Origin of the sequence: Geomonas anaerohicana, from assembly GCF_016458305.1 — a bacterium.
Lineage (GTDB): Bacteria > Desulfobacterota > Desulfuromonadia > Geobacterales > Geobacteraceae > Geomonas > Geomonas anaerohicana.
The window spans coordinates 38,134-63,036 of sequence record NZ_JAEMHL010000012.1; the positions used below are offsets into that span (position 1 = coordinate 38,134).

The window sequence follows — 24,903 nt, forward strand, 5'->3', positions numbered from 1 at the left end:
ACGCTACAACCGTACCACCGAGCGTGCGGTGAGCATGGTTTCGGCGATGGTGAACATGTTGGTCACCCCTCCCGCCGCCAGGGTCTCCTTCTTCTTGAAGAAGTCGAGGCAGATGCCGCAGGAGAGCACCTCGACGCCGCGGTTGCCCAACTCGTTCAGGGTCTCCACCACCTCGGACCCCTCGGCGGCAAGGAGGACGCCGGTATTGACGAAGAAGATCCGGTCCGGCAGCTCGCTCATGTCGAGAAGCGTCATGATGAAGTTTTTCATCAGAAGGCGCCCCAACTCCTCCGGGCCGTCTCCCATCCGGTCGGAACCGATCAGCATCACGGTCGGACCGGCGGCAGCGGCAGGGGCGGGTGCCGACTCGCGCGCGGCGGTGGCACCCGGGCCGGTGATGGTGAAGGCGAAGCCGTCTTCGAGCTGTTCCTCGTGCACCTGGTAGCCGCGCCCCTGCGCGAAGCGCTTCACGTTCTCGCGCGGTGCGCCGTCATCGAGCAGCACGTGCAGTTCCCCCTGCGCCGACTCAAGCGCCCGTTTCACCTGCACCACCGGCAGCGGGCAGGCCATCCCCCTCACGTCAAGCTTGTTCATGGTCGTCTCCTATCTTTACGAAGCTGTCTCCGTTTTTTCTGTACAGGTCGCCCGGCAAAAGTCCCGCCGCGGCAAGCGCCCCCTCCACCTCGCCCCTGATGTCCTCCGCGTACCTGATAGCCAGGCCGCAGTCGGCGGCGAGCGCGCGCGGCGCCGGGATGAGTTGTATTTTGAGCTGCTTATCCTTCAAGAGCCGTTCCGCCTCCATCACGCGGTGGATGGAATTGAAGATGGCCACGAAATCTCCGTCTTTTATCACAGCAACTCCTTATCCTGGTTGAAAAGCAAAGCCATAGAAGCACATTGACAAAGAGAGGTCAAACCCATACTATTACCGACCCGAGAGGTAAACATGGAAACAGTGCTTTACGCAGCGGCACTCGTAGTTGTGGCCACGTTGATCAACATCCCGCTGGGGTACCAGAGACAGTCCTACCCGAAGTTCTCCTTCGGCTGGTATTTCTACGTCCACATCTCCATCCCCGCCATCATCTACTTCAGGATCAAGACCGGGCTGGGCTGGGGATTCATTCCCTTCAGCATATCCAGCGCCGTATTGGGCCAGATCATCGGCGGCAGGATGTACCGCAAGAGACACCCGATTGACGAAGAATAAGCGTCCCAAGATGAAAAGGCCGGCGCCGGTCACCGACCTTCTCACCGCCCTTTTGCGCGGCACCCCGGCCGAGCTGAGGCTCAAGGAGGGGCGCATCTGGGAAGTCTGGGACGAAGCCGTCGGCGACAAGATCGCGGCGCATGCCCAGCCTGCCACCTTCCGCGAAGGCACCCTCACCCTCCACGTCGACAGTCCTCCCTGGCTGCAGCAACTCACCTACCTGAAGAAAGAGTTGATCACCAAGGTGAACGAAGCCCTCGACCAGGAACTCGTCAAAGAGATCCAGCTCAAGAGCGGCAAAGTCAGAAAACCCGCCGCCACCGTCATCAAGAAACCCGCCCGGCGCGAACTGAGTGCGGAGGAGCAAGCTTGGGCCAAGGAGCAGGCCGAGTCCGCCGCCGACCCCGAACTGCGCGCCATCTTCGAGAGCCTGATCCGCAGGGACCGGGAACACAGGGGCTAGGGACTAGGGGCTGGGGACTAGCAAAACCTGTCATCCTAACCTACGCCTTTGCCTGCAGTGAACGTTGCAGTGAACGCAGCATTCTTCCCAGTTCATCGCACTGTCGCAGGAGATTCCCGATCATGAGCTGCGTTTCCAGTTCGGCCAGCGAGCCCAAGCTAATCGTAAGAAAATGCAGAAATTCCTTCCTGGAGCCGCGGGCATGCCCTTCTGCTATATTCGAGGGGACAGAGACTGCAGCCCTCTGTATCTGGCTGGTTAAACCAAAGATTTCAGTCTTCGGAAACGACCCTGTCAATGCATAAACTTGCCCAACCAGTTCCACCCCAACCTGCCACACTTTCAAGTCACGGTAGCTGCGAACATCCATGGTCCGCCTCCTGGTTTTGCCTTTACTAGCCCCTAGCCCCTAGCCCCTGCCTCTATAGATTCTTTTTTTCTCCTCAGAGTAACCACCGGCCTCGCCTCTGACCATCAGCGGCGGTTCCACCTTCAGCTCTCCCGTTCTCCCTTTCGCCAACTCGATCATGAACATCCTGGCATCCATCGAGCTGTTGCCGTGCACCATGCGCAATCGCAGGGGCGCGAGCTTTTGCTGGGCGGCCTGCGCCATCAACTCCGCCAGACGGCAGGTATGGTAGATGAGGCAGATGCGACCGGAAGGTTTCACCAGGTACTTCGCCGCCGCCAGAAAATCGGCCAACGTCGCGCTCGTTTCATGGCGGGCCTCGTCGCGCCCGGCGCGGGGGCTGATCTTTCCCGTCCCCGGTCGGCGGTAGGGAGGATTGGAGACCACGAGGTCAAAGCTGTCCACGGGAAAATGCGTCTTCAGTGACAGGACGTCATCCTCGACGATGCGTACCCGGTCCGTGAGGCTGTTCAGCGCGACGTTGCGGTTAGCGATGTCCGCCATCACCTGTTGGAACTCGATCGCGGTCACCGAGGAATTTTGAGCCAGGCGTGCCAGGAGCAGTGCGATCACCCCGCACCCGGTCCCGAGGTCCGCGCATGACTCGCCGTCGCGGACCTTTGAGAAGTCCGCCAAAAGCAGCGGGTCCACCGAGAACCGGTACCCATGCCGCGGCTGAATGATGCGCAAGTCATACCCGGACAACTCATCCAGGGTTTCAAGTTCAGTTGTTACGACCATAAAAACCCAAGCACAAACATCAAAACCAATTTTCTAACGCAAAGCCGCAAAGACGCAAAGAAACACCTGTAAATCTAAGAGCTTTAGGTTTACCCAGAAATTCTTAGTGTCTTTGCGTCTTTGCATTAATAAATGGTTTTGTTTTTTTCAAAAGCTTGAAGGTCAAAGCCTTTGTTTTTCCCAAAAGAAGTTCTTAGCGCCTTTGCGTCTTTGCGTTAATAAATGTTTTTATGTCTTGTTTGTAGTCACAGACCATTTACTACCCTATGAATCCCATCCTTGACAAGCTTTTCACCAAAGTTGATGACCATCCCCAACTTCAGGTTCAGCATGCGCAGGTAAGTGAGGGTCTGTGATTCAAAGATGGAGTTGTACTGGCTGACGGCCTTCACTTCGACCACCACCAACTCTCCCACCAAAAGATCCAGCCTGAGCGGGACTGCCAATTCGTGACCTTTGTAAGTAACCGGCACCTCTAACTGCCGCCCCACTGGGAACCCACGTTGTTTCAACTCCCAGGCGAGGGCCTCCTCGTACACACATTCGAGAAGGCCAGGTCCACCCAGGTTTCGGTGAACCTCTACAGCACAAGCGAGGATATGGTTGCTCAACTCATTTTCCGTCATCTCGCACCTCCAGGGCATGAAGCGCAAAAGAGGAGCATATCGGGAAAAACAAGTTAATCAAAATTCATGCACGCGAAACCGGGCAACGCAAAGAAGCCCCTAGCCATGAGGAAAGTTTTTGGTTTTCCCCCAAAAAAGGTTTTCCTAGCGCCTTTGCGTCTTTGCGTTAAAAATAAAGGTTCTGCCTTTAAGCTTTTAGCTCTCCCTCTTTTTTCCTCACCCAAACCTCCCGCCCGAGGAAGAGGGCGAAGATGGCAAAGGAGACCAGGGTGAGATACTTGCCGATTTTGAACGGCGTCGGATCGAATACCATCTCGACCTTGTGCATCCCCGGGGTGAGATATATGCCGCGCAGCACGTGGTTGACCGGATAAATCTCGGCAATCTTGCCGTCAACGGTCGCCTTCCACCCCTTGTAGTATTTCTCCCCCAACACCAGCATGGAGTTCATCGTCACCGCGGCATCGAGATCTATCTTCTCCGCCTCGTACTTGTTGACGCGCACCTGCCCGGGGCCGTTAGCCGGCACGGTGGCGCCGGGACCCAACATCGGTATCGGCGGGGCCGACTCGACGATGGCAATGACACTGGCCTGGAACTGCGGATTCTGCAGCGCGCCCAAAACGTCTGCCGGATTCTGAACCTGCACCGCCACCGGTGCGAGCCACGCCTTGGGCAGCACCGTCCTGTTCTCCAACACCACCATGGCGCCGTTGGGAGAATAGAAGACCGGGACATACTTGTTCGCCAAAGCAGCCTTGTCCTGCTCGTACTGCTCCTTGGTCGCCACCAGGTAGCGCACGTTCAGGATGTCGGGCATGCTGGAGCCAAGGTTGAAGTTGTCCAGAAACTCCTGCCAGCGCCGCTGCTGCACCGCGTTGGAGGTGAACATGACCGGAATACCGGCCGCGGCGTAGGGCATCGGGTCGCCGTTCAGCGGCAGGGTGCGGAATTCCTTGGGCTGCTTGGCCAGAAACGCAATATCCGGCGGCTGGGTCGCGGCGGCCTTGTGCGGCTCATCGACCAGGAACATGAACTTCGCGTTGACCCGACCGGTGTCGACCAGGAACAACCCGATCAGCACGAAGGGGAGCAGCTTGGCCGCCAGCTTGCCGCGCTGGTACATGACGAAAACTATGGCGAAGATGGAGGCAAGACCGGCGGCGACCCAGGTCTCGTTGACCAGGTTGGTCCAGCGCTGCAGCACGAGCTTCTCGCTCTGCGGCTCGTAGCGGGTCGGCTGGGCGATGACGTCGATGAACTTGTTCACCCAGAAGTTGCCGGTGGTCACCTCCACGCCGACCAGCACCAGCAGCAGCACCGGAAGGGCTACTGCGCCGATGACGTAGCGCTTGAAGGCGCGGCTGGCACGGACCGCCGGATCGAGCAGCAGGTCGATGCCGAACGCAGAGAGAACCCCGAGCCCGAGCACCGGGATGAACATGATCATCTTGGGGACGCGGAAACGGTTGATGCCGGGGAAGTAATCGAAGAGGAGGTTGTAGAAGGGGGTGTATTTTCCCATGGAGAACAGAATCCCCACCACGACCGCCGAGAGCGCGAGCCACGTGTAGCGGTCGCGCCGGAAGATGAGCGGCAGCGGGAGCAGCAGCCACGGGAGCAAGCCCATGTAGCTCACCGTCTGGGTGAAGTTCATCCGTCCCCAGTAGTACGAATCGATGTTGCCGGGGTTGGGACCTGCCTCCTGACGGGAGAACCCGAACATGCCGGGAATGATGAACGCCGCTGTCTCTTCCGGCGGCAGGGACCACGACATCGCCTCTTCCCGTGCCAGCCCCCCCTTCGCCTCGCTCTGTCCTGCGGATGCGGTGACGTTGGCCCCGCTGTTCACCCCGCGGTTGGTCTCCTTGGACCAGTTGGCCAGGGGGACCAGCGAAATGGCGACCGTGGTGAGAAAGAAGACCAGCAGGGTCAGGTTCAAGGCCAGCAGTCGGCCGAACTCCTTTTTCCCTCCCTCGTCGGCCAGCACGATGCACAACGAGCGCGCGACACCGTAGACGCCTATGGCAAGACAGGTATAGTAGGCGACCTGCCAGTGCCCGTGGAAAAACTGCACCGCGAGGATGAAGGCCGCACTCAGGAAGAAGATGACCCGCCGCGACCGGAACCCTTTTTCCAGGAAGTAAAAGGCCCAGGGGGTGATCGAGATGGTGGCGATCTTCATGACGTGCCCGGCGTTGATCAACGAGGCATTTTCCGGAGCGATGGCGAACACCAGGCCGGCCAGGAGAGACCCGATCCGGCTGCAGCCGATGGTACGGCAGAACCAGTAGGTGCCGGCCGCGCCGACAAAAAAGTGGAAGACGATATACCAGGCCACGTTCGCCGGGGACGGGAAAAGCCAGAAGATCAGCTTCTGCGTGAACAGGAACTGCCCCGCGACCCCGCCCCCCTCGTTGGTAAAGCCGGAGTTGACGTACATATCCCAGCCGGCGCTGGAGAGGTTTACATTGAAGAGCTTCCAAAACGGCTGCGAGGCGAGGCTTTTTACGCCCCAGTAGAACTCGTTGATGATGTCAGGGGCACGGATGATCTTGTCCGTGAAAAGGATCTTGGAAAAGAGGACGATGAGCAGAGCGAGCAGTGCTCCCTGAAACAGCAATTCCTTCTTACGATCTGTCATACATGCTCTCCGGAAAAAACCCCACACAGCTGCTGCAGCGTGATTTCATTTTGTCGAGGTGAAGTGAAGCCGATGAGGTGGGCACCTTCGGGGATTCCAACAGCGGCCTTGGCAGCGGGGAAACCAACGGGACCTAGCGGCTAATCGGATATTTTATAAAACAATTCAAGTTTCTCGGCAAACATATTCCACCGGAACTGCTCCAGCAGGTAGCGCCGCCCCTCCTTGCCAAGGGCCTCCCGGCGGGTGGGATCGTTGAGAAGCCCCACGGTCCGCTCCACCATCCCCTGCCAGTCGTCCGCGTCGCACAGCACTCCGCCACGTTCCGGCACGATGTACTCCTTGATCTGGCCCACGGCGTCGGCCACCACCGGCACGCCGGCCCGCAAAAGTTCGGTCAGCTTCGCCGGGCACTTGCAGCGGTTCAAAAGCGTGTCGGCAAAAGGGTAGATGGCGAGATCGGCCGCGGCCAGGTAATCGGGGAGTTCCGCCGGTTCGACCCAGCCGGCCATTACCAGCGCATCCTCGAAGCCGTCCTCTTTGGCCGCCGTCAACAACTCCGCTTCTTCCCCATGCCGCCCTTTCCCCACCACCAGGAACCTGACGCCAGGGACCCGGCGCCGGGCCTCGGCGAAGATGAAGTGCAGCTTCTCCTGGCTGAATTCGAAGAAGCGGGTATAGAGCAGCAGCACCGGCGCCTCGGGCCCGATGCCGAGTCTGCGCCGGATCCTTTCGCCGTCACCGGCAGGACTGTCGTCGACACAGTTGGGGAGGTAGAGCAGACGCTGCCGCGCAATGCCCATCTGCAGGTGCAGTTCCTCCAGCATACGGCTGGCGACGGTCACCCCGCGCACGCGCGGCGGCAGCCACTGCTCCTGGAAGGCGTACAGCTGCCGCTCGGCTGCAGAGTACTGCAGTTGGTCGTTCATGCCCCCCTTCCCTTCCCAGTCGTCGGTATCGAGGAAAAGGGGGGGCATGCGAATGCCGAGGCGCTCGCAGCAAAGCTGCAGCATGGCGCTCAGCCCGCCGTACCCCTTTGGTTTGAACAGGTGCACCAGGTCCGGCTTCTCGTCGAGTGCCGCCCGGAACAGGCGCCAAGCCAGGAAAGGGGCGGCCAGCGCCTTGTGCTTCGGCCCCAAGACGATGTTCTTCACCGGCACGCCGCGCACCACCTCGACGACGCCGGAACTTTCCGGGTTGGTGTAAGGGGGGGCCACGATGACCGCCTCGTGGCCGCGCCGCTGCAACTCCACGGCCAGCGGCACCATGCGGGCGAGCACCGTCCCCTTGGGACGGATACCGAACGGTGCGATCAGGACGATTTTCACGCGCTCCCTCCCTTGGCGGACCGTTTCCCCTTGATGACCCGGTCGTACAGCTGTTGCGCCGCCACCAGGATGCCGGAGCCGAAAAGCCCGGCAGCGAGACCGAACGCGACGAAAATCCTGCGGTGCGGGAACGGGACCCGCACCGCTTCGCGGATCAGTGCCCGACCTTCCGCGCACCGGCCCGCCAGCACCAGGATCCTGCCGTAGTCGGCTTTGTGAAAGGCGACCAGCCCGCGGACATCGACCGAGCGCCGGGCGAGTTCAGCAGCGTAGACCTCCACGATCCGCTCAGCTACCCGCAGTTTCGCCTCGAACATCTTTACCTGGTCCCCGATGGTGTTGCCCGGATGCAGCCGGACCCTGGCATGCAGACGGTCCTGGAAACCGAACCTGGCGCCGGTGAGCGCGAGGCGCAGCAGGAAGTCCCAGTCCTCGTAGCGGTTGCGCGCGGGGTCGAAGCCGCCGGCGCGCTCTGCGGCATCGCGTCGGATGAGCGGCGAGTGGATGGTGATGAAGTTGCCGTACAACAGTTCCGCCACGATGTCGCCGCTGGGAGTCCTGCGCTGCGGCGTGAAGCTGGAGCCGTCGATTTCATCGAAATAGCTGACCCGGGAGTAGACCACGGCGTACTCGGGATGCTGCGCCAGGAAGGCCGCCTGCTCGGCCAACTTCTCCGGTGCCAAGAGGTCGTCGGCGTCGAGGAACGAGATCAGATCCCCGCGTGCCTCACGCATACCGTTATTGCGCGCGGCGGAACGCTCCGCATTGGCCTGGTACAGGTAGCGCACCTTGCTGCCGTACCCCCTGACGATGGCGGCGGTCCCGTCGGTGGAGCCGTCGTCGACGACGATACACTCGACGCAGGGATGGCTCTGCGCCAGGACGCTGTCGATCGCCTGGGCTATGTACCTCTCCGCGTTGTAGGCCGCGATAATCACGGAAACCGTGGCGGCAGTCTGCCTCTCCGTCATCCCTTGACTCCCTTGACGCGCTTCAGCAGTTCGTCCGCCTTTATCTTCGCCTTCTTGATGCCCAGGAACAGCCGGCCGGCAATGTCATCGCTCACAAAGCTGGTGATGGGGACGTCGCGGTCGGTCCACTCGTACTTGTACTCCTCGGGACCGATGCAGAAGTCGAAGAACTCCACGCCCTGGTCGAAGCAGTGCCGGATCAGGTAATAGGTCAGCACCCGCCCCGGAGAGTACTTGCCGTAGCGGTGGTCGTAGGTCGGCATTACGAAGTAGAGCCTGTTCTTGTAGAGGTAACCCAGGTGCGTCGCGATGACCTCGCCGTTAAGCGTCAGGCAGCAGAGGTGAACATTCGGGTTGCCGCGCACCTCCTCCCGGTAGAACTCCTCGTAGCCGGGCTTGAACAACACTCCGTGTACGCCCGAGACCTGGAAGCGCCAGCGCTTCTGCTCCAGGAACGCTTCCAGTACCTCTTGGGAGCGCGGCTCCGCGCCCGGCACAACGGTGAAAGCAAGCTCGCCCAACTCCTCCAGCCGCTTGATCTGGCGCAGCGTGTCCGATTTCTGCTTCTTGCGAAACCGCTTCAGCGAATCGAGATAGGGTTCGAAGTCCCCCTGCAGTTCGATGAAAGGCGCGACGTCGCCGCGGAAGAGCCTGAACTCGCGGCTGAAATAGGGATACGCCACGGCATCGTGGCGCATGTTGTGGAAGTAGCCGACGTGGTAGCCGGAGTGTTTCTTGAGCAGACGCAGCGCCTCGCGCAGAAACTCCACGACCGGCGCGGAACAAGCCGGGTCGAAAAGCACGTCGCCGTAGTCAACGATAAAGAAACCGCCCAGCCAGGTCAGGATGCGCACGCCCCCCTTGGCAATGATGCAACCGGGGAAGACGGCGCGCAGTTCACCCGCCTCGCGACCGACCACCACGGCGGGGACTGCCCCGCTCACCTTGCCGGCACACAGATACCAGTCCACCAGCAGACGGTGGTTTTGGAACAGGTGCACCGGCGATCTCCGCTCCAGCGCCTCCCACTCCGGCCCCAGTTCAAGGAGCCTTTTCTCGTTGTCGATCACTTCAAACTGCATCGAGCACCTTTTGCAGTAGCGGCAGATAGATCTCCGGCTCCACCCCTTGGTGCAGCGGGAGGTAGAGCATCCGCCGCCACAAGTCGGCAGCGCCGCAAATATTGTGGTCCAGCACCGCCTCCGGGAGCGAGGGCCAGGTGTGCAGGTCGAGACCGTGGCGGCGGGCCCGGTTCAGGAGATCAAGCCAGGCGCGGTGATCCCTGGTAACAACGGGCAGCACCAGCGGCGAGTTACCCTCGCGCAAGAGCCTGGGGACAGGCAGCATCTCTTTGCATCCGGCCCCCAGGAGGAACAGCTCCACTGCCTGGTACAGCCGACGCCGGTGCAGGCGGATGGTGTCCCGGTCGCTCGCAGCCAGCTGCTTCAACGCCAGCAGATCGGCCTGATGCGCCTTCATGTCGTCATCACCAAAGCCACGCGGGTCGGAGAAGTCCGGCAGGGCGCGCAGCCTTATGCCGAGAGTCCGCAGGCCGGCAGCGGCCACGAAGCGCCGGCGCGGCTCCGGCGGCGCAGCCCCGTTCAACCGGTCCAGTTCCCCCTTGAGCGGCAGGAAGCGGTCGTTGTTGATCCTGACCCGGGCGCCGTTCACGGACCCGAGCACCTTACGGAACGAGGTGAAGGAGAAGTCGCCGAACTCCTCCAGGCTGGTGTTCCCAAGCGAACTGGCGAAGCCATGGGCGTTGTCGTTGAGCCAGACCAGGTCGTGGCTGGCACAGTAGTCGGCGATGGCGGTATAGTTCTGGCTCACCCCGAAGTAGCTCACCGAGATGAAGGCGCGGCTGCCCGGCTGTACCTCGACGCTGTCCCAATCCACCTGGAAATCCGAGGTCACGCGATAATAGACCGGCTCGATCCCCAACTCGGCCAGCGGCAGCAGCACCACGTCGCAGATGTAGGCGGGGAGCAGAATGCGGTCGCCGCGCCCCATCCCCAGCACCTTCAGCAGGTTCAAAAGCGCGAAGCGGGCGTAGCCGGTGTAACTGGTCCGCTCATCATTGGTGCAGGCTGCGCTGCCCAGGAAAAGCTGCACCAGTCCCGGCAGTTTTATTTCAGGCGTCCGTTTGATCAATAGGTGACGACCTTTCTGAACCCGTTGGTGACGGCGCTGTACATCCCGGAGAGAAAGATCTCGCTCAGCTTCCCATTCTTCCCCCCCTCATAGAGCGGGATGCGGGGCAGCATGAGCAGGTGATCGCGGTGCCCGGGGTGGAGATTGCCGACGCGCGTGGTGACGGCGCTTTGAAAACCTGCCTCCCGCGCCAGGTCCTCTTCCCGCGGGCCGGCATCGACCGCCTTGCCGTACGGGTAGGCAAGGTGCCGCACCGGACGTCCCACCTCACGCTCCAGTTCCGCGCGCGAATCGATAAGCTCCCGGCAGGCCTCCTCCCGCGGCAGGGGGGCGAGGCTGCGGTGGCTCACCGTATGGCAGCCGATAGTGCAAAGCTCGTCCGCGGCCAAGTCCCGGACTTCAGCCCAGGTCATGGCCAGCCGCTCCTGCGCCGCAGCGAGCGGGTAACGCTCCTGCAGCCGCGCCATCAGCTCAGCCTGCTCCTGCGCCGGAAGAGGCTGGTAGATCCCCTTGAAGGCAATGAAAGCGCCCTTGGGCTCGGCAAGATCCAGCGTCGCACGCTGTTCGCCGTGCTGCAGCTCGATGCGGCGGTGCGCCAGGAGCATCTCCTCGAGGGTGTACCACCAGAAATCAGCCGTACCCGCGGGAAAAGAGTTGGCGACATAAACGATGAAGGGGACTTCGTGGCTGCCGAAGACGTGCCGGGCATGGTCGAAGTTGTCGCGATAACCGTCGTCCAGCGTCATCACCATGTTGCGGCCGTGAGCGACGCAGTCGTCGAAGTCCTGCACCAGGTGGTCCAGCGAGACGAAGCGCCACCCCGCCTTCTTTCTGGCGCTGATGAAGCGGTCCAGGAACTCCGGCGTCACCCTCAGGTTGTCCGACGGAAGCCCCCGCTGCGCCCCCGGCAGCACCCGGTGCAGGAGCAGCACCGACGTGTGGCCACCGTAAAAGGGGGCGAAGCAGGCGGGGAGACCACTAGCCCACACGATATCTGTCACGATCCGCTTCAGCATCCTTCCTACCGTCAGCGCCCCAGCCAGGCGCGCACCTTCATCTTGAGCATATGAACTAAAATTGTTGCTTTAGTGGAGCACGACACCTGTGGATGAAAAATGTACGTCCTGTAAACCGCCAACATTTCGTCATTTTTCTTTTTGTTGGTTTTTGTCGCCTGGGCCTGATGAATCCGCCAAGCAGCAAGCTTTTTATCAGTTCCACAAAACTTGCAAGAAAAACCAGCGCGAATGAAGAAGTCGTAGTCACAAACGTAGGAATATCGTTCTACCAATGGTCCCAATGCAGTGATAGCGGATTTCCTCATAAAAAAGGCTTCTGAGTCGATAAAGCATCCTTCTTTCAGCAGCAAGTTCGCCGCCTGCTGCGGCTCCAGTTGCAAGGAAGGCAGATCAAAATGCGCCAGATGCTCCCCTATCACCTCACTCCGTTCATCGATGTAATCGGTATTGCAGAAGATGAGATCTGCATCGGGGTTTGCCCGAGCTATGCGAAGCTGCTCTTCGATCCTGTTCGGATAGCAGAGGTCATCCTGATCAATGATGGCTATCCAATCGCCAGTGGCTTCCATAAACGCCCGGTTCCGTGCACTGGCCAAGCCGCCATTCTCCTTGAAAACTGGTCGAACCCTCGGATCGGAGGCAGCGGCATTTTTTATAATTTCGCGAGTCCCATCACGAGAACCATCGTCGACGATGATTATTTCAATATGACGATAGGTTTGGGCAAGAACGCTATCAAGTGTTTGCTGGAGGTAACCTTCACCGTTATAGGTACAGATCGTTATTGAAACAAGCGGTCCATGTGATAACGATTCAGGTATTTCAGTGTTGCTCATCGCTTACTTCCTTAAATGGCCGTAATAATCATGAAGGTACTCCGCAAGTGCAGGCTGCCAGTGCCGCATTACATTACTCCCACGAAGGTCGAGCTTCTTATTGATCAGCCTTTCGGAGGGAGGACGTGGAGCAAAATAATCAGCTTTAAAAAAGTCTGACTGGACTTCAGTTATTTTTACGTCGTCTGTAAGGCCTAACAGTGACACGATTTCGGTAGCGACCTCCAGCCGACTGGTCAGCCCACCGCAAACCATGTTGTAGAGTCCCCAGTATTCCTTTTCAACAAGCAGTCTCACGTTTCGAGCAAAATCGTGCGTATAAGTGGGTGTCCCCATCTTGTCGTTTACTACGAAAAGCTCTCGCTTTCCCTGTTCAATCTGTTTGATTATCTTTTGTACGAATTTTTTGTCTTTTTGGGGGCCGCCTCCCATCATCCAGCCAGCCCGGCACACCAAGTGCTTTCTCACGTTGTTCTGAACAAATAATTCACCTGCATATTTGGATCTTGCGTAATGGCACAGAGGATTAGGAACGTCCCAGTCATCGTACTCCTCTTTTTTCCCGTCAAAGATACCTGCGGTGCTGATATACAGAAGTGGGATGTTGAGCTCGTTTGCTATATATACGGCATTTTCAACAGACGTAGTGTTTGTGAGATAAGTGTCATCAACATTCATTTCACAATATTCAAGATCTGTATGGGCACCAAGGTGGAACAAGTAGTCCGGCCTGAAACTAATTACGTCTTCTTTATAATGATCGTAGTCACGGAAATCGCAAAAAGACAACCACTCTGCATTCACGTCCTTATCCGTGCATTTCAGGTTGTAATCTCCCCCGAACTGCTTATAAAATGCCTCTCCCAGCATTCCTCCACTTCCCGCTAAATAAATCTTCTTCATACATTCTCCCTTTCACCTGATTTCGATTCACGGTCAACGCGTAAAAACATTCCTGAACTGTCTAGCCATCTTTTCAACGCTGAATGAGTTTATAACCCTGCGAGCATTGTTACTCCTTTCACGCCAGGGGGCCGGTTCACTGGCAAATTCAGCGAGCGCAGCGGTGACGTGCATCGGCGAGGCAGGAGGGATCAAGACACCGCAGTTTGAGTCTATGAACTCTGGAATCGCTCCAACGGATGTAGCAAGCACGGGGACATCTACTGCCATCGCTTCGCCCAGAGTCAAACCGAACCCTTCGAAGTCTCGAGTTAATACAACAAGAAGGTCCAACTGGGAGATGAGCGACTTAGGATCACCGTTCAAGAAGCCCGTGAAATGTATTCGATCTATGATCCCCAATGTTGCCGCTAAAGAGCGGAGTCGTTCCACTTCGGTGTCGGCTCCGCCGCCGATTATGACTACTGCCATTTTGTCTCTTAAAGCGGGAGGGACATCAGCAAAGCCCTTGATAAGATCTTCTTGCCCCTTATACTGCTCGACACGCCCCACCATTCCAATGAGAAATTCGGCATCAATGCCATACGCCCTGCGCAGATTGATATCCGAATCAGTATTGGCGTTACTCGCAAGGGAGACGCTATTGTAGATAACTTGTATGGCAGCTTCGCGACTGGCAATTCTGCGATGACGGATCAAAGTTTCCCGAGTAGCCTTAGAAACAGCCACAATATCGGTACACGCTCTGGCCACAGCATGGTCTACAGCCCGCTCAAAGCCCCCCCATAACCTTCTAGGCGGATCGGCGGCATGATGCACAAGAAGAGTGCGTCTTTTAATGCGAAGATTTCTTGCTGCAATTATCGATGCGAGAACTCCCCAACCGCCTGGATAGCCCCCGTTGTCGGCCAACAGAACATCGTAAGATTTATCACGCAGGAGCTTCTTAGCCTGGAGATATTGAAGGCAGAAAAAGAAGGGAAAAAATGGATACAATAAAAACCTAAGCGGTTTGGGTAACTTTCTTTTGACACAGTCGTAGGCAACCGAATCATAGGTCACAATACACGCCCGACCGGTAGACTGCTCGGTAATAAGACCTAAGCCTTTATGTTCACGGTTGCAGTAAATATCAAAAGAGTCCTCCGCCGCCTCCCAACCCGTAATTAGATTGAGCAGGTGTGTGTCAACTCCCCCCTTCTCATACTGCTCTAAAAATACGGCTAACCTCATTATTTCTCCTAAGCAATAGCAACCTTGTACCGCTCACTTATCCAGGTCATTGAACGCCGTGCGTCGCGCGTATTTTTTTGGCCGGCACTCCCCCCCACAGCTCATTGGCCGGGATCTTTTTTGTCACGACAGCCCCTGCGGCGACCACCGAATCACTCCCGACTTCAGCCCCCGGTGTGAGTACTGCACGTGCTCCTATCCAGACTCCATTGCCAACAATCACGGGCAGGGCCACGTCGCCTTCTTCAGTGTGATTGACATTTTCAAAGCAGCAAAAAGGACCGATCTGACAATGATCACCAATTATGGTAGTGGCCGTACCTTCAAACCTGCATCCCATGTTTATGAAAATACCGTTGCCAAACCTGATGTGGCGCAGGTCCGAGCACCAAAGCGGAGAGCGGATATACGCATTGAAAATATCAATCTTCGCCCCCCCGAGCCTGAGAAAAACATTGCGCAAAGGTGAAAGAGTTAAAAGATCCGGGACAAGATTAAATAAAAACAAAAAAAATCTAGGCCTAAAGCACATCAGATCATAAGACACCATACCCGGGACACGATTAGTTAAATATCTTAGTATTCTTCCCACAAGAACTCCATTTCGGTTTTACCTGCCTAGCCGTGATAGCAAGTTCAGATCTACGTCTTTACGGGAGAGGCCGGCAATCGCCGGCAAAAGATAGACAAGAACGAGCAACAGTACACAGTACGCCAACCCGGAGCCGACAAAAGCAATACCATTTGCGACGACATCGTGGCTCAACTCTGCAAAAAAACGCTTCAAAATCTCGTCTGCGAGCAGCGATACCGCCTGCGCGGCCAGATAAACCAGTGGGATCATGCAGAACTGAAACCCCAGCCACTTCAGGTAGGAAATCTTAAGGTAGCGAGTGTTACAGAATAACTGAATATTGGTCGCAAAAAGCTGCACTACTACCATCTTTAAAGCCAACCCGCCCGCGCCGAGTCCCAAGCCCGGTACAGCATAGGTCGCTGGAGCGAGGAGAAAATAGGTGATTGGCACACTGCCGACAAGCATGGATAGGCCGATCTTGGAATAGAGGCGGGTTTGGCCGGTAGCCATTAGCAAAGCACCACTTAGCTGGCCAAAAGTCTGATGTATCGGGTACAGTGCCATTATTGCTATTGGGAGCACTGCTCCTTTAAATTTTTCACCCCCAACTAGCTTAATAATGGTCGCACTTTGGGCCGACATAAAACAACTAATCATTGCTGCGATAAACAAGAACAATTTAATCCTTTCAAACAGCCGGACCAGCCGCTCCATATTCCTTTCCTCATGGGCAAAGGCAAACTCACGTGTCAACAATGGCGTCATGGCGCTGGTGAAAACGAAGGCGATGGCACCTAGGCGATCCGAAAGCCCGAAATAGCCTTGCTGCACCGATCCACCGATCAATTGCAGAAACCAGCGGTCGAAATAAAGGAACAGGAATCCGCCGGCCATGAGGATGGTCAGCGGCTTCGCATAATGCCAGGCGAAAGACCAGTAGTCCCGAATCTCGCTCCGCGTGAATCGCCATACCGCGAGGGTCCGTTCCGAGCACGCGCTCTGCTTCCTGAGCCAGAGGGCGGAGAGCAAAACACTGAGAGCCACAACCGCAACCTGACCGAAGAAATAGCTATGCAGGTTCATAACCCCCGCAAAGACGAGCCCAAGTAAAATTGCAGCCTTCAACAAGTTTTGTAACAACCTTATCCGCTCCAAGCCGACAGTGAGCGACTTTCCGTCAGCCAGGAAGACCAGCAACTGGTAGAGGAACACTACTAGGGTGAACAGCAACGCCTCCCATAGGAAGGGCACGTCGATCCCAGGCCAGAGCAACGAGTGGGTCCCCGTCAGAATGGTTCCAGCTATGAATACCGCAAAGAGCGCTGCAGCAATCAGCGAGAAGTGCAGTGTCACACCCGAGGCTACGTCGGTGTCTTCCTTATGCCCCTTGCGCGAAACCCAGTTGAAGAAGGCGACCGGCACCTGGAGCGTTAGGGTATCAAAGATGAGCTTGAAGTTGTTGGTGATGAACTCGAACTTGCCGAAATTCTCCGGCCCCAGTGCACGCGGGACGAAAGCCATAGTGATAAGCCCAAGCAGTACCGCCGCGACATTGCTGAATAGTTTAAACTTAAATCTGGACTGAAGAGATGTCTCGCTCACGCTATCCCTATGCATTCATCTTGGTGGCCACATTGAAGAAGGAAAGGAACTCGCGGCTCCAGGCGCCGACGGCGTCCGACGCGGTTCTGCCGTAGGCGCTGCAGAACTCCTGACGTGCCCGCTGTCGCTCAGGTTGGTTCCACCAACTTTCCACGTCATCGTAGACTTTGTTCACCACACGAGCTGCCTGATGCGGCGTGTCGTGTAGGATCCCAACCTTCCGCAGCAGGTCAAGATGACGCTGTGCCTCGTCCCCAACCGCGTACGTCTCCCGATTGAAGAACATGACCGTTGGCTTGTCTGCCGAAAGGGCCTCTATGTACGTCGTGGAAACATGGTCAGCGACGAAGAGCCGACATGCTGCCAAACTCTCATAAAAGTTAGCACCGGTGCCTTCCTCCTCGATGCCCACCTCCGGAAAAGCATCGCACCAACGCTCCTTCAAGTCCCATCCCAGATTTTCCGCCAGCAACCTGACGGAAAGTTTGGCGCGCCTATCGTCGTCGAGCGCGGCACTGAAGGCATGCTGCCATGCTAGATAGTCATCAAAGTACTCTGGTAAAAACGGGAACTGGACCAGATATCTAAAATTCGCAGTGGAGGCAATCATGATCCCGGTTTTACGGTTGTCCGCACCAATCTTCCTGCGCCCGGTGAGCTTTGCGGCAGGAAAGGGAGTCACGACTGGGCTGTCATCTTTGCGCCAGCCCCAGGAATAGTACCGGTCGCAGATGGCAACCTCGTGCTCCTGCGGTTTCAAGCATTTCGCTATGCCATAGTTACCGCCGTGCTGTGAGCCCAACAGCAAAGCTCCCTTTTCCGCACAAGCGCCGGCCCAGACCTTAAAGGCCTCGTCGTAGAAGTAGGCATTGGCGGAAAAGACCGCCTTGGGATTGGAAGGATATTGCAAAGCCTCGTCCCGCAGTTCCCCGAAGCCCTCCAGGAAACAGCGCGGGAGGTCGAGCGGAACCACCTCTTGCAGGAAAGCCCTGAAATCGTCACCTGCCGGTAGGTACGACGCCAAGCGTTCACGCAATGTGCTGTCAATCTGGCCGCAGGCCCCTCTGACCGGCTTTCTCCCGACCGGGCGGAACTTACCGCGCGTCTTCAAGAACAGCTGCAGTTCAACGTCCGGAGAGAAGTAAGAACTCTTGTACAGGATTCCCGGCTGGTCCTTGATGGCCGTGCACACCTTCTTAACCGCAAAGTTGGCAGCCTTCAACAAGAAGAGGCGTGGTGTGAGTTTCTCTTTTGACGCCTGCTTAGCGGCCTGCGGTAAGTCCGGAGCCTCCACTGTTGGGAAGTCATGACCTAAAAAGGTGAAGACCCGGCTGTAAAGCTGCAGGTTGAACAGGTCGGTTTTGCAGAGATCGACTGCCTCCATTGTGTCGCGGGGGACAACAAAGGACCGCTCCGACAGGGCGATTGAGATCAGGTCCGGGTGTTGCGCAAAGACGTCCTTAATGCGCACGAACCGGTCCAGGTTGGTATGCACGTAATAGAAAAGCCACGGTCCGATTACGATACGCCAAAAGCGGGGCGAGTGAGACGTGCCGTGGATCTCGTTAAGTGCGTTTGCCAGAGCCGGCAGCAAATCCTCGCAGATCTCGGATGCGCAGGCGTAGTAATGCTCAACTGCAGCCAGTGTTCGGTAGGGACTTGGCGCAACGGTAGCGTTGAGAGTCGCCCAGTGTTCTTTCCGGCTAAAGAGCCGGCACCACTCGCCCAGGAACAGCATCGGCTTTTCCGTGTCCCAGAAAGCTTCCAGCGCGGTCGTTGCCAAAAAGACCTGCGCAGTGGCTTTTATATTGAGATTAGCAACCTCGGCCAGCACTATCCCTTGTACTCCGTGTCGTCTTCTTTAACGCGATAAATGATGTGATGAGCATCTGTATCTGCACGGTGGGCAGTCAAATCAGCAGCGACAGCATCTATTTTCCCGGCAAGACTCGATTCCACCCAGTCCAATTTTTCGGACACCATTTGGTGCCCCTCGACCACAAGATCCAGCTTATGTTGAAACTCCTCGCCTTGAATCCCGAGCCAGCGGTGGAAGTCTTCCGATTGGGATGCCAATTTCTGATCAAAGCTCTCAGACAGGGATGCCAACTTCTGATCAAAACTCTCAGACAGGGACGCCAATCCCGAGTCCAACTTCTGATCGAACTTCTCGGACAAGGATGCCAATCCTGAGTCCAACTTCTGATCGAACTTCTCGGATAAGGATGCCAATCCTGAGTCCAACTTCTGATCTAAGTTTGTTGACAGCGGGCGGAGCTTGGTATCCAAAAGCCTTCCAACCATTTCCTCTATTCGTTGAAAATCTTTCTCATCCATAGATGGTTGCTCTCCTTGAGCTGAATGCGAATACCGGCAGGGCTCGGTGCATTACTGGTGAGAGATCTTAATCAACTGGTCGGCCAGAATAACAGACCCTGTCGAAGTGGCGTCTCCCATGAGAGAAAATGATTTTTGAATCATCTTCTGCATTGCCTCGGGAGAGGCCATCACGTTCCTTATCGCTGCCGCTACATCTGCTGCGCTGATGTCTTCATACCACCCCAGGTTCAGAGTGGCGCCCCTATGACCGACGGCAGTGGTGGTCGCGGCCTGGTTGTCGGCGACGATGAGGGTGATGGAGGGGAGACCGAGAAAGCATCTCTCCCAGGTGGTGCTGCCGCCGGCACCGATGGCCAGATCGGCTGCGGCCATCATCTGGGCCATGTTGTTCACGTTGCAGTGGTACGAGACGCTAGGGAGCTCAGCACATAACTGCTGCAACTGCTCCCGGTGCGGATTGGCCCCACCGACAACGACATCGACCGCTATATCGTTGCGGCCTATCATCCGCCACGCCTCCAGGGCCTTCGCGGTCTCGTTACTGGCATCGCCGCCGCCAAAGGTGATCAGGATGCGCTTCACGGAGCCGTCTCGCTCCCGCAAAGAGCGACGTGCCTGCACAAACTCATCACGTAACAAGGCATAACGAGGTCCGAGAAACTTGGTGCAATGCTCCGGCACGAGACCGTCGTAGCGTGATTCCATGTTCTCGTAGAGGTTCTGGTCGAGAAGCAGATCGCAGTCATGGCGGCGATTGGCGACATCGTCGATCACCATGATTTTCCCGACCAGCGGGCGCAAGGGCGTTTCCCATGATTCGTCCACACCGTAATGGTCAATGACCAGCCAGTCGACGTCCTGCTCCTGCCGCAGGATCTCGGCCGTCCGGGCAATGTCCGCCGGTACATCCAGGGCAAAGGGGACATCAGGAGTAGGATTCTGCTCTACTGGAATGCAGAACACGGCATACCCCGCGGCCTCGACATTGGCGGAGATGTTCCCAGGAAGATCGCGGCTGATAAAAGAGACCGCACACCCGCGCTCGCGCAATGCGGCTGCCAGGGTGAGGCAGCGCATGACGTGGCCGGCACCTATGTCCACTGAGGAGTCAGCCCTGAAGACAACCTTCAAGGTTTTGCTCGATAGGCCGGACATCTCAGCTCCGCCCCGCCTGGTGGATCCGTTCGGGTTCCACTCCCATGCGCAGCAGTTCATCGCGCAGTGCATCGCCGCGCTTCATGGAAGTGATCACGATGTTGTGGTTGCCGGACAAGAGACCGATCGCCGGAGTTACTACCGACTTGTCGAAGAACTTGCGCCCTGCCGCTTCGGCGTCCATCGCCACCGTCAATTCCATTCCCGCTTCTTTTAAGGAGAGATAGGCGATCTCGGCGACTTCGTCGATGCCGCAGAAGGCGACCTGCTTGACGCCGTGCGCCGACATGGACTTGAACAGCTTCAGGTAATCCTGACGGGCAACCGTGTAGAGGCCGGAGAAGTAGCTCAGGTGCTGATAGGCAAGGCGACTTTTTTCGGCGAAGCCTTTGGGAGTGAGGAGGTAGGCGTAGCGATTTTTGGGGAAGTTGTTGACCCGGACGAACCCTTTGGCTACCAGGTTCTTCAGGTAGGAGTTGACCAGCCCCAAGGCGATGCCGAGACGTTTCGCCAGCTCGCGTTGCGAGAGCTGCTGATCACCGGAGATCTCCGAGAGAAGGAGAAAAGAGCGATAAGTATCTAAAACCTTTTCATCGTCACCGTTCATGAGCTGAACAGTAGTACAAAGTAAAATTGTTGGCAAGAGAAAATCAGATAACCATAAGGAAACAGCAAAAACGGTGAACGGCCATGCAGTTCAACAGACCCTTCCTGTTTTGGGCCCGCGCCCGCTGCACCAACACGTGCCATCCCGAACCGAAAGGGCTCGTCCCGTAAAAGAAGAAGTTGCCCTAGGGAAAATGGGCGAATGGAAGGACAATCGCTCCGATCTCGGGGAAATCCCCTTGATTGAAAAATCTATCGTGGATTCGCAAACCTCGGTCCCAAATGGCTGGTTTAAAAAAAAATATGTCGTATTTCAAAAAAATCCGGCGCATTTCAAAAAAATAAGCCCGATCTGAGAAAAATATGTCGTATTTCAAAAAAATCCGGCGCATTTCAAAAAAATAAGCCCGATCTGAGAAAAATAGGTCCGGTTTCAAAAAAATAAGACCGATTTGGAATTTAAATCGTCAAATCTGAGCGAGATGCGTCGATTTAAAATTCAAATCGTCAATCCTGAGCGAGATGCGTCGAATTGAAATTCAAATCGTCGATCCTGAGCGAGATGCGTCGAATTGAAATTCAAATCGTCGATCCTGAGCGAGATTCGTTGAATTGAAATTCAAAACGTCGATCCTGAGCGAGATTCGTCGAATCCCAAACCGCACGCGTCCTTACCCGATATGGGATCTCAGCATCCGGTAAATACCGGCAAGTTCTTTGCCGCGGGCTTGCCAGGAATGCAGCTTGACTGCGCGCTCGCGGCCTTCGGCTCCGAGGTCTTCACGGAGTTCATGGTCGCCGGCCAGCCGGCCGATGGCTCCGGCCAGATCTGCGGCATCGCCAAACTTCGCATAAAGGGCGGCATCTCCGAGGATCTCTCGGTTGACGGGGGTGTCGAATACGACGGTGGGGAGACCGCAGGCAATGTAGTTGAAGAGCTTGCCGTTGGCTTCGGTGAGGGAAACTTTGGGGGAGACGGCAAGATCGCCGGCACTGAGATACAGCGCCGCTTCGTCATACGGGATCCTGCCGGTGAAGGTGATGATGTCGGCAATACCCATCGCATCGGCCTTCTCACGATACTGCGCATCGGGAAAGCCCATGATGAGATAGTGGATCTTCGCCCCCTGCCCTTTCAGATACGCGGCCGCTTCGAGCAACAGATCCAATCCCTGATAGCTGTTCATCAGGCCGAGGTAGGCGACGACGGGACGCTTCTCTGGAAGCCCCAAACGTGCGCGGATCTCTGCTTTGGGCTGCGGGGCGAATACGTCGGTATCGACGCCGTCGATGAGGGCGCGCACCCGGTCCTTCGGAACTCCGTCTCTAAGAAGGAGGTCGACGGTAGGAGTGGCGCTGGTGACGATGAAGTCGGAACTGCGGTTGATCCAGCGCTCCAAAGTGGCGAAGAAGCGCTGCAAGAGGGAGCCGGGCTTGACGAAGCCGTGGTCGGTGATCTCGGCGGTGAGACTCCCCTGACAGTCGAACAGCATGGGAACGCGAATCAGCATTTTCAGGAAGGCACCGAAGAATGCGCCTTCGTGGAGATGAGCGTGGATCACGTGCGGCTTGAACTCGCGCGCAACCTTTAAGGCCTTGAGGAGGAGTTGCACGTCGAGGAAGGGCTTCACCCAGGAAGGGCCGGCCTCCAGCTTTTTGTACCAGGAAAACCCGGCGATCCTTTCGGTACGCACGCCGGGGACGTCGCGCCCGATGTGGTAGGTGACCAGGCGCACATCCGCCCCGCAGGCAATGGCTGCCCGTGCTTCCTCGAGGATGCGGACGTGGCAGCCGCGGTCCGCGAAGAACGGGGTCGGCGCCAGCACCAGTACGCGGAGCGCGGTGTCAGACAAAGTTGATCTTTTCCTTGATGTTGTAGATCGGTTTCCCCTGCGCCTCGTAGTAGGTGCGGGCGCTCAATTCCGCCAGCAGCCCCAGCACGATGAACTGGACCCCCATGAAGAGCAGGAACGCGGTCAGAATCAACAGGGGGTTCCTGTTCATGCTGGTGTTCTCGAACAACTTCATGTAGACGGTGACGGCGCCGCTCAGGAAACCTGCACACAGCGTGTAGATGCCCCAGCGGCCGAAGAGCTGTATCGGCTTGGTCGAATAGCTCAGCAGAAACTTGACGGTCATCAGGTCGAGGATCACCTTCATGGTGCGGGAGATGCCGTACTTGCTCTTGCCGTGCAGCCTTTCGTGGTGGCGGACCGGCATCTCGGTGACCCGGGCGCCGACCTGGTGTGCGAGCGCCGGGACGAAGCGGTGCATCTCGCCGTACAGGTTGACGTCGTCGAGCACCTCGCGCCGGTAGGCTTTCAAGGTGCAGCCGTAGTCGTGCAGGTGTACGCCGGTCATCTTGGAGATGATCGAGTTGGCCAGGATGGAGGGAAGCTTGCGGTTGACGAAGGTGTCCTTGCGGTCCTTGCGCCACCCGGACACGACGTCGTACCCCTCGTCGATGCGGTTTAGAAGCAGCGGGATGTCGAGCGGATCGTTCTGCAGGTCGCCGTCCATCGGGATCACCACCCGGCCGCTGGCGGAATCGAAGCCGGCGGCCATGGCGGCGGTCTGGCCGAAGTTGCGGCGCAGGCGGATCACCTTGACCCGGTCATCCTTGGAGGAGAGGCGCTTCAACGCCGGGTATGAGTTGTCGGAGGAACCGTCATCAACCAGGATCAGTTCATATTCCAGCCCGGTGTCGATGAGTGCCTCACTGATGCGCTCGTGCAGGATCGGGATGTTGTCTTCCTCGTTGTAAATGGGAACTACTATGCTCAGGTCCACTTTCATCTCCCTCAACACACAGAACATGTTCTACGTTCTACGTTCTATGTTCTACGTAAATTGCATTGCAGGTCTTCGCAACTGCCAAACAACCGTTCAACGTTCAACGTTCAACGTTCAATGTTCAACGTTCGACACGGTCAACCGTCTTCGCTTCAATTGCTCCGTGACGGCTAGATCAGTAACCCGTTATTTAGGTCACACGCCGCCGGGATGCCCCCCCGAAATCGGAGGATCGCCGTTAACGTTGAACGTTGAACGTTGAACGGCATCACCGCCAGGTTGAACGGCATCACCGCCAAAGGCCTTGACCCGGCGCACTTCGACGTCCCAGTGGGCCTGCTTGCCGCCGCGGTAACGGGGGCTGATCAGACCGCGGATGACACCGGCGCCGTAGACCAGGTGCAGCGTCGGGTACACCAGCAAAAGCCAGGGGAAGAGCGCTCCATCCTTGCCTACCAGGGCGCCCTGCAACGACGCCAGCAGCACGATGACAAGGTACGCCAACAGCGGCAAAGCCAAAAGCGGCGTACCGAGTATCAGCAACGGCACCAGCAACGCGTACACCAGGAACAGCGAAGGCGCCAGCGTGATCGGCTTCAGCGTCCCGGCAATCAGGGTTTGCTCGCCACGGCCGCGCCCGTAGCCGTACATCTGCCGGACGTAGGCACGGAAGGTGCGGCGCTGGCTGCGCTGCACCGCAAGATCGGGATCGTGCACCAACAGGTGCCCTTCCTGCTGCAGCCGGTCCATCAGCTCGTTTTCCTCGTTGGGATAGAGCCGCTCGTCCAAACCCTCGTGCGCCAGGAAGATCTCACGACGAAAGCTCAGGTTGCACAGGATCAATTCGCTGTCGCTGCTGTAGCGGGCCGAGCCGGACTTCCGGTAGCGATTGCGCACCCCGCCGCCACCGACCGCGGAGGAAAAAGCAATGCCGATGGCGCGCTGCAGGGGGGAATCGGTTGTCGGGGTGATCGACGGACCGCCCACGGCGGCGACGTTCTGCTCACGGTAATGCCCCGCGGCACGGTCGAGGAAGTCGGGCGCTACGGCGGAATCATCGTCCAGGAAATAGAGGACATCGCCCTGGGCCTCGCGCGCCGCCGTGTTCCTCTGCACGCTGGGCTGACAGCCGTAGGCAACCAGCACCTCGAAGAGGTCAGCGGGATAGCTCACCCGCGAGAGCCCCGCAAGCGCGCGCACCTCGCCCCCCGGCTTGACCGGGATTATGACGGAAAATTTCGGCTGCATCAGGAAACCTGCAGGTCGACAGGAAGGGCGGTGTGGCCTGGGTGGGGA

General features: G+C 57.5%; 26 protein-coding genes. 3 read left to right on the forward strand and 23 right to left on the reverse strand.

Annotated elements, in window-relative coordinates; all coding sequences use genetic code 11:
• Window positions 1-3: 3 nt before the first annotated feature.
• Both yedF and JFN91_RS18325 read right to left on the reverse strand, forming a co-directional pair.
• The gene (gene yedF, locus JFN91_RS18320; RefSeq protein WP_199390596.1) at window positions 4-594 is read right to left on the reverse strand and encodes a sulfurtransferase-like selenium metabolism protein YedF; all 591 of its coding nucleotides are present in this window, start codon (window positions 592-594) and stop codon (window positions 4-6) included.
• Entirely contained in the window at window positions 581-853 is a 273-nt protein-coding gene (locus tag JFN91_RS18325) for a DUF3343 domain-containing protein (RefSeq protein ID WP_199390597.1), read from the reverse strand. The genes yedF and JFN91_RS18325 overlap by 14 nt, the downstream gene beginning before the upstream one ends.
• Before the next feature lie 93 nt (window positions 854-946).
• On the opposite strand from JFN91_RS18325, the gene JFN91_RS18330 reads away from it, so the two are divergent.
• Together JFN91_RS18330 and JFN91_RS18335 are read left to right on the forward strand one after the other, a co-directional pair.
• Window positions 947-1,210: a hypothetical protein gene (locus JFN91_RS18330; protein WP_199390598.1), complete on the forward strand. Its 264-nt coding sequence runs from the start codon at window positions 947-949 to the stop codon at window positions 1,208-1,210.
• Window positions 1,197-1,673 (forward strand): DUF721 domain-containing protein, encoded by a 477-nt coding sequence (locus JFN91_RS18335; RefSeq protein ID WP_236015238.1) that lies wholly within the window; start codon window positions 1,197-1,199, stop codon window positions 1,671-1,673. Before JFN91_RS18330 ends, JFN91_RS18335 begins: the two co-directional genes overlap by 14 nt.
• A gap of 40 nt (window positions 1,674-1,713) precedes the next feature.
• On the opposite strand, the gene JFN91_RS18340 is transcribed toward JFN91_RS18335, so the two are convergent.
• The 18 genes from JFN91_RS18340 to JFN91_RS18425 all read right to left on the reverse strand — a co-directional run bounded on the left by JFN91_RS18340 (window position 1,714) and on the right by JFN91_RS18425 (window position 20,815).
• A complete protein-coding gene (locus tag JFN91_RS18340) occupies window positions 1,714-2,043 on the reverse strand; it encodes a four helix bundle protein (RefSeq protein ID WP_199390599.1) in 330 nt (109 codons plus the stop codon).
• A gap of 39 nt (window positions 2,044-2,082) precedes the next feature.
• On the reverse strand, window positions 2,083-2,823 hold the full coding sequence (locus JFN91_RS18345; protein ID WP_199390600.1) for a tRNA1(Val) (adenine(37)-N6)-methyltransferase: 741 nt from the start codon (window positions 2,821-2,823) through the stop codon (window positions 2,083-2,085).
• A gap of 245 nt (window positions 2,824-3,068) precedes the next feature.
• Window positions 3,069-3,449 carry a GxxExxY protein gene (locus JFN91_RS18350; protein ID WP_199390601.1) on the reverse strand — a complete coding sequence of 127 codons (381 nt, stop codon included), beginning with the start codon at window positions 3,447-3,449 and terminating at the stop codon, window positions 3,069-3,071.
• A 187-nt stretch (window positions 3,450-3,636) separates the two neighbouring features.
• Complete coding sequence (locus tag JFN91_RS18355; RefSeq protein WP_199390602.1) at window positions 3,637-6,093, reverse strand: YfhO family protein; 2,457 nt, start codon at window positions 6,091-6,093, stop codon at window positions 3,637-3,639.
• A 140-nt stretch (window positions 6,094-6,233) separates the two neighbouring features.
• Entirely contained in the window at window positions 6,234-7,421 is a 1,188-nt protein-coding gene (locus JFN91_RS18360) for a glycosyltransferase family 4 protein (protein WP_199390603.1), read from the reverse strand.
• The gene (locus JFN91_RS18365; protein WP_199390604.1) at window positions 7,418-8,392 is read right to left on the reverse strand and encodes a glycosyltransferase; all 975 of its coding nucleotides are present in this window, start codon (window positions 8,390-8,392) and stop codon (window positions 7,418-7,420) included. The genes JFN91_RS18360 and JFN91_RS18365 overlap by 4 nt, the downstream gene beginning before the upstream one ends.
• Window positions 8,389-9,474, reverse strand: a complete 1,086-nt coding sequence (locus tag JFN91_RS18370; RefSeq protein ID WP_199390605.1) for a GNAT family N-acetyltransferase — start codon at window positions 9,472-9,474, stop codon at window positions 8,389-8,391. Before JFN91_RS18370 ends, JFN91_RS18365 begins: the two co-directional genes overlap by 4 nt.
• A complete protein-coding gene (locus tag JFN91_RS18375; protein ID WP_199390606.1) occupies window positions 9,464-10,543 on the reverse strand; it encodes a DegT/DnrJ/EryC1/StrS family aminotransferase in 1,080 nt (359 codons plus the stop codon). The genes JFN91_RS18370 and JFN91_RS18375 overlap by 11 nt, the downstream gene beginning before the upstream one ends.
• The gene (locus JFN91_RS18380; RefSeq protein ID WP_199390607.1) at window positions 10,540-11,544 is read right to left on the reverse strand and encodes a polysaccharide deacetylase family protein; all 1,005 of its coding nucleotides are present in this window, start codon (window positions 11,542-11,544) and stop codon (window positions 10,540-10,542) included. The genes JFN91_RS18375 and JFN91_RS18380 overlap by 4 nt, the downstream gene beginning before the upstream one ends.
• Window positions 11,545-11,570: 26 nt before the next feature.
• Window positions 11,571-12,398 (reverse strand): glycosyltransferase family 2 protein, encoded by an 828-nt coding sequence (locus JFN91_RS18385; RefSeq protein ID WP_199390608.1) that lies wholly within the window; start codon window positions 12,396-12,398, stop codon window positions 11,571-11,573.
• Window positions 12,399-12,401: 3 nt separating this feature from the next.
• Window positions 12,402-13,301 (reverse strand): SDR family oxidoreductase, encoded by a 900-nt coding sequence (locus tag JFN91_RS18390; protein WP_199390609.1) that lies wholly within the window; start codon window positions 13,299-13,301, stop codon window positions 12,402-12,404.
• Between the two features lie 33 nt (window positions 13,302-13,334).
• Window positions 13,335-14,534, reverse strand: a complete 1,200-nt coding sequence (locus JFN91_RS18395) for a glycosyltransferase family 4 protein (protein WP_199390610.1) — start codon at window positions 14,532-14,534, stop codon at window positions 13,335-13,337.
• A 46-nt stretch (window positions 14,535-14,580) separates the two neighbouring features.
• Window positions 14,581-15,126 carry an acyltransferase gene (locus tag JFN91_RS22410; RefSeq protein WP_199390611.1) on the reverse strand — a complete coding sequence of 182 codons (546 nt, stop codon included), beginning with the start codon at window positions 15,124-15,126 and terminating at the stop codon, window positions 14,581-14,583.
• Between the two features lie 18 nt (window positions 15,127-15,144).
• Window positions 15,145-16,713, reverse strand: coding sequence for a lipopolysaccharide biosynthesis protein (locus JFN91_RS18405; protein ID WP_199390612.1), 1,569 nt, complete (start codon window positions 16,711-16,713; stop codon window positions 15,145-15,147).
• A 7-nt stretch (window positions 16,714-16,720) separates the two neighbouring features.
• Window positions 16,721-18,547: an LIC12162 family transferase gene (locus JFN91_RS18410; RefSeq protein ID WP_199390613.1), complete on the reverse strand. Its 1,827-nt coding sequence runs from the start codon at window positions 18,545-18,547 to the stop codon at window positions 16,721-16,723.
• Entirely contained in the window at window positions 18,547-19,050 is a 504-nt protein-coding gene (locus JFN91_RS22100; protein WP_236015239.1) for a hypothetical protein, read from the reverse strand. The genes JFN91_RS18410 and JFN91_RS22100 overlap by 1 nt, the downstream gene beginning before the upstream one ends.
• A gap of 51 nt (window positions 19,051-19,101) precedes the next feature.
• Window positions 19,102-20,208, reverse strand: coding sequence for a UDP-2,4-diacetamido-2,4,6-trideoxy-beta-L-altropyranose hydrolase (gene pseG / locus JFN91_RS18420; RefSeq protein WP_199390614.1), 1,107 nt, complete (start codon window positions 20,206-20,208; stop codon window positions 19,102-19,104).
• Window position 20,209: 1 nt separating this feature from the next.
• Window positions 20,210-20,815 (reverse strand): winged helix-turn-helix transcriptional regulator, encoded by a 606-nt coding sequence (locus JFN91_RS18425; protein ID WP_199390615.1) that lies wholly within the window; start codon window positions 20,813-20,815, stop codon window positions 20,210-20,212.
• A 73-nt stretch (window positions 20,816-20,888) separates the two neighbouring features.
• Between JFN91_RS18425 and JFN91_RS18430 the strand changes: the two genes are divergently transcribed.
• Window positions 20,889-21,170 carry a hypothetical protein gene (locus tag JFN91_RS18430; RefSeq protein WP_199390616.1) on the forward strand — a complete coding sequence of 94 codons (282 nt, stop codon included), beginning with the start codon at window positions 20,889-20,891 and terminating at the stop codon, window positions 21,168-21,170.
• A gap of 315 nt (window positions 21,171-21,485) precedes the next feature.
• Here the strand turns inward: JFN91_RS18430 and JFN91_RS18435 are convergent, their stop codons facing one another.
• The 3 genes from JFN91_RS18435 to JFN91_RS18445 form a co-directional block, all read right to left on the reverse strand.
• A complete protein-coding gene (locus tag JFN91_RS18435; RefSeq protein ID WP_199390617.1) occupies window positions 21,486-22,667 on the reverse strand; it encodes a glycosyltransferase family 4 protein in 1,182 nt (393 codons plus the stop codon).
• On the reverse strand, window positions 22,660-23,604 hold the full coding sequence (locus tag JFN91_RS18440; RefSeq protein ID WP_199390618.1) for a glycosyltransferase family 2 protein: 945 nt from the start codon (window positions 23,602-23,604) through the stop codon (window positions 22,660-22,662). The genes JFN91_RS18435 and JFN91_RS18440 overlap by 8 nt, the downstream gene beginning before the upstream one ends.
• Before the next feature lie 198 nt (window positions 23,605-23,802).
• Window positions 23,803-24,855 carry a glycosyltransferase family 2 protein gene (locus tag JFN91_RS18445; protein ID WP_199390619.1) on the reverse strand — a complete coding sequence of 351 codons (1,053 nt, stop codon included), beginning with the start codon at window positions 24,853-24,855 and terminating at the stop codon, window positions 23,803-23,805.
• Window positions 24,856-24,903 lie beyond the last annotated feature (48 nt).